The organism is Silvanigrella paludirubra, from assembly GCF_009208775.1.
Lineage (GTDB): Bacteria > Bdellovibrionota_B > Oligoflexia > Silvanigrellales > Silvanigrellaceae > Silvanigrella > Silvanigrella paludirubra.
Window position 1 is genome coordinate 1 of the sequence record NZ_WFLM01000018.1, and the last position, 715, is coordinate 715.

The 715-nt window shown below is 31.3% G+C and carries 1 protein-coding gene; it reads left to right on the forward strand.

Annotation, left to right across the window (positions count from 1 at the left end):
* The coding region (locus tag GCL60_RS17320) for a hypothetical protein (protein WP_161998272.1) at positions 1 to 715 on the forward strand (715 nt) is incomplete at both ends.

The window sequence follows — 715 nt, forward strand, 5'->3', positions numbered from 1 at the left end:
ATTTCGTATCCAACAGGAACAAAAATCAATGTAATTTATTTACCAGGTGGATTAGAGTCCGCTAAAAAAGGCGTTGCTTCTCCTGCGGTATCTAAAATTAGAACAATATCTCTTCCAAAAACAGATAGTAGTGATGAAGAAATTCGTTATACTTATTATGAATCCACAAATACAAATTATTTGGCATATGGATTTACAGGTTTTAAAGAAGGTGAAGACGCATTGTTTTTTACACCGAATACATATACTTATTCGACAGTAGAAACAAAAAAAGCTCCAGATAATAAAACGATTTCAACAGAAAGAGTTTATAATCACTTTCATCAAATGATTAAAGAAATAGTTCGTATAAATGGAGAGTATTCTCAAGTTAAAGAATTTACTTACCCATTATGGGCAAATAAAAGCTTTGATTCATTAGATCCAAACTATAACTTTCCAAAAGAAACAAAAACAACATATTATGCAAATGGTATGCAACGTAGCGAGACTACAAAGCAAGAATATGACAATTCAGGAAATATATTAAGAACTCAAGATGCCTCAGGCATGATTAAAGAGTATCAATATTTACCTGCAGAAAAGACTTTTAATGGCATAGTACACTTTCCTTTAAGAGAAGTGGAAAAAGCAGTTAATGGAACAGGCAGTAAAGTAATTGAGTATGTTTATGAAGACGCAAAAAATGCTCAAGGAAATGCGTTTCAAAGATTAA